This is a genomic window from Eubacterium ramulus, assembly GCF_003122485.1.
Taxonomy (GTDB): domain Bacteria; phylum Bacillota; class Clostridia; order Lachnospirales; family Lachnospiraceae; genus Eubacterium_I; species Eubacterium_I ramulus_A.
In genome coordinates this window covers 1-3,151 of the sequence record NZ_JRFU01000181.1, presented here as the reverse complement: position 1 = coordinate 3,151, position 3,151 = coordinate 1, and the positions used below count along the sequence as shown (strand labels likewise).

The 3,151-nt window shown below is 37.3% G+C and carries 5 protein-coding genes; 4 read left to right on the top strand and 1 reads right to left on the bottom strand.

The window, feature by feature from the left end; translation table 11 throughout:
- The first annotated feature begins 443 nt into the window (after positions 1-443).
- Positions 444-890: a hypothetical protein gene (locus LG34_RS14675; RefSeq protein WP_109216728.1), complete on the top strand. Its 447-nt coding sequence runs from the start codon at positions 444-446 to the stop codon at positions 888-890.
- A gap of 14 nt (positions 891-904) precedes the next feature.
- On the opposite strand, the gene LG34_RS14670 is transcribed toward LG34_RS14675, so the two are convergent.
- Entirely contained in the window at positions 905-1,795 is an 891-nt protein-coding gene (locus tag LG34_RS14670; protein WP_109216727.1) for an AraC family transcriptional regulator, read from the bottom strand.
- Between the two features lie 162 nt (positions 1,796-1,957).
- On the opposite strand from LG34_RS14670, the gene LG34_RS14665 reads away from it, so the two are divergent.
- The 3 genes from LG34_RS14665 to LG34_RS14660 are packed head-to-tail and all read left to right on the top strand — an operon-like array spanning position 1,958 to position 3,111.
- Positions 1,958-2,578 (top strand): sugar O-acetyltransferase, encoded by a 621-nt coding sequence (locus tag LG34_RS14665; RefSeq protein ID WP_109216726.1) that lies wholly within the window; start codon positions 1,958-1,960, stop codon positions 2,576-2,578.
- A complete protein-coding gene (locus tag LG34_RS17270; RefSeq protein ID WP_278286497.1) occupies positions 2,579-2,701 on the top strand; it encodes a hypothetical protein in 123 nt (40 codons plus the stop codon). It begins immediately after the preceding gene.
- On the top strand, positions 2,680-3,111 hold the full coding sequence (locus tag LG34_RS14660; RefSeq protein WP_242979916.1) for a hypothetical protein: 432 nt from the start codon (positions 2,680-2,682) through the stop codon (positions 3,109-3,111). The genes LG34_RS17270 and LG34_RS14660 overlap by 22 nt, the downstream gene beginning before the upstream one ends.
- Positions 3,112-3,151: the final 40 nt, after the last annotated feature.

Below are 3,151 nucleotides of genomic sequence, written 5' to 3'. Positions count from 1 at the left end.
ACAGAGGTGCGCAGTTGAAGTATGTCATGCAATTGCATGACGCGCACCTTGCAACAAGAATGCCGGAGCATTCTTGAATTTGAATACGAATGAATGATAGGTGTTTCAACGGAGTGTATTTTTATAATTAAAACAAAGTGTGGGCATTCCATGATTGATACAAAGATATCGAATGTGTTTTATATCATTGTAAAAAACACAAATGATATTTTCCAGAGTTTTGTTACGAAAAATAGTATATAAAATGAGTAAAATATTGTAGAATAAAGAGGTGGAAGCAATTTCATCTCTTTTTTCTTTTGGGTTATGCAGTTTTTAGTGGAAAATTGCTTTATATTTTATATATAGAAGAAACTGGAGGGACATGGTGAAGCATTGGTGCTGATCATGCATATAAAAGTTTGTTTCCATAATAGTATAAGTGAATGGTAGGAGGAATTGTGATGACGACTGCAGAATTACAGGAACAGGGAGCAATTTATTTTGATAAAATTACAGAGGGTTTCCGGAACTATAAAGATATTAAACTGGTGATGGATGAAAAACGTGCACTGGCGCATTTTAAAAATCTGAAAAAAGAATATGGAAATAATAAGGCATTTGCCGATTTCTATTATTACAGACTGGATCTGGATTCCCGTGAGATGGTGGATGAGGTTCTCACAGATGCAGAAAAGACATATTTGAACCTGATGATGCCGGAAGACTTAGATGAGGATATTGTATTTCCACTTGATGATAAACTTCTGAAAATAATTGTAAAATTGAATGCGGAAGAAATTCTATTTTCTACAATTTATTTTCTGCCGAGTGAAAAAGCAGGCGGAAGAGGACGCACAACATGGTGGGGAAACTATGAGAAGGAGTATATCTGCTTCTGTGACAAGTAAGTCTTGTTTGTGTGTCATATTGTTGGCGGCATGCTTTTTCGGTATTGCCCTGGTGTGGTATTGTAATATTCCCGAAATAGTTCGCAAAAGTAGCTGGTATTGGAAAAGCCACAGGCATATGCTATCTCTGTAATCGTCATGGTCGTGGTTTGAAGAAGAAAAATGGATTTTCCTAAACGATAGTGGCTCAGGTATAGCATAGGCGAAGTGGACAGATATTTTTGGAAAAGTGAAGTGCATTTTGTTTTGCAGCAATTTCCGGCAGATGAAATATTTTTCAGCAATATTTTGTTTGCATAATTTTTTTGAACATATCCGATCATTGCAGTCAGAGACATAAGATCGGCAGTGTTTTTATCGTGGTCTGGAAAATGATTCATATTTTCATAGAGTAATCTACAGATGTGGGCAAATTTTTCCAGCACGATAAAAGCCTGTATTTTTTCTGAATTACTGTCGTAGAGTATTTCCAGATCATGAAGAATAAGGTTCTGCCATTGAACTGTTGGACTCAATTTTACATAAGGAAAATGAACATTTTGCAATAAGGGATTAAAAAAATACTGGTTAAAATATGTATTCGCAGAAAGAAGTGCCGGAGATAACAGGAGACAGAGGAAGTAACATTCTGTATGTGCACCAGAATAACCATAATGCAGGCAGCGGCTGTTGACAAATAAACCTTCACCTGTTTGCAGAGGGATTTTTTCTCCGTTTACATTGTAGACCATCGTCCCATCTAAAATCAGAATAAACTCCAAGTCGTCATGCCAGTGGCTGACCGCACGAAAATCAGAATAGCTTGAAAGCTGTCTTTTTTTTATATAGGCAGGAAAGTCAGGATGGTTGTAAGCAACGTTTTCAGATGCATCTGAATTTATAATGAGATTTTGACAGGTTTCCATAAAAAAATAAACTCCTTTGCGAACGATTGTTATATAATTATGATTAATTTTGGTATAAAAATCAATTGGAAAAGTTTATTTTTGTATAAAACATCATAAATAAGTGAAAAAACTTTTTCTGGCAGCGTATTGCCGGTAATGTGAAACAGGAGGAGACGGAACATGGATATGAAATTGAGAAGAGACATGCACCTTGCATATGTTGCGGACGAAGCTGTTATGGCAGAACAGATAAAATGCAGAAAGATTTTGCAAAAATTGAATTTTGCAGATCGCTCAGATTTTGCGGGAATTGCAGAGATTGTAAAAGAACTTTTGGGTAAATCAGACGATGCGTGGATCAATCCGCCCTTTTACTGTGATTATGGGTTCAATATTGAGGTAGGAAGAAATTTTTTTGCCAATTATAATTGTACGATCATAGATGTTGCAAAAGTAAAAATTGGAGATTATTGTTTTATGGCTCCGAATGTTGCGATTTATACGGCAGGACATCCAGTTTATCCGGATACGCGAAATTCTGCTTTTGAATATGGAAAAGAAGTTATTATCGGTGACAATGTCTGGCTGGGAGGCAATACAGTGGTGTGTCCTGGTGTTCATATAGGGAATAATGTAGTCATCGGAGCAGGAAGTGTTGTTACAAAAGATATTCCTGACTGGTCAGTGGCAGCAGGCAACCCATGTCGCGTCATTCGAAAGATAACAGAACGTGATAAGAGAAAATTGTTTCGGGATGGGGAAATTGATGATGAGGCGTGGAAAATGATAGGGGGGAGATAAATGCAGAATACATGCAATCCATTTACAGTTACTGCTGCCCAAGTACCGGAAGATACTTATATTATTACGGAAAACGTAGATGAAATTGTGGAAAAGACAGGATGTTCTGGGACATTTGTGTAGAAGTGGAAGGGATGATCCAACAGGTTCAGCAAAAGAAAATTTTAATTGCAATTGACGATGTATCAAAATCTCCGCAAATGGTAAAGTTTATTTCTGAATATGGAAGATGGTTGAGAGCAGGTTATCCCGTGTATTTCATGTGCGCAGGTTCTTATGAAAATATGCATGAGTTGAGCAGTGTTAAAAATCTGACGTTTTACCGAAGGGCGGCAACACTAAATACAGAACCATTAAATGTGGTAAGAATGACTGAGTTGTATAGACGTAAACTGCATATCGATAGCATTCCGGCGCGCGAGATGGCAAAAGTTACAAAGGGACACGCGTATGGTGGAGCAACACTAGCGAAAATAAAAATTGCGCAAATAATTGGCACAATTCACACAATAGCGGTAAAAACGGCAAGATGACCTACTTCGACAAATCCGCCCGAAATGTGTTGACTTCTGC

Excerpts from the sequence above, each read along its gene's own strand:
- LG34_RS14675 (WP_109216728.1), top strand. The coding sequence starts at position 444 with ATGACGACTGCAGAATTACAGGAACAGGGAGCAATTTATTTTGATAAA.
- LG34_RS14670 (WP_109216727.1), bottom strand. The coding sequence starts at position 1,795 with ATGGAAACCTGTCAAAATCTCATTATAAATTCAGATGCATCTGAAAAC.
- LG34_RS14665 (WP_109216726.1), top strand. The coding sequence starts at position 1,958 with ATGGATATGAAATTGAGAAGAGACATGCACCTTGCATATGTTGCGGAC.
- LG34_RS17270 (WP_278286497.1), top strand. The coding sequence starts at position 2,579 with ATGCAGAATACATGCAATCCATTTACAGTTACTGCTGCCCAAGTACCG.
- LG34_RS14660 (WP_242979916.1), top strand. The coding sequence starts at position 2,680 with ATGTTCTGGGACATTTGTGTAGAAGTGGAAGGGATGATCCAACAGGTT.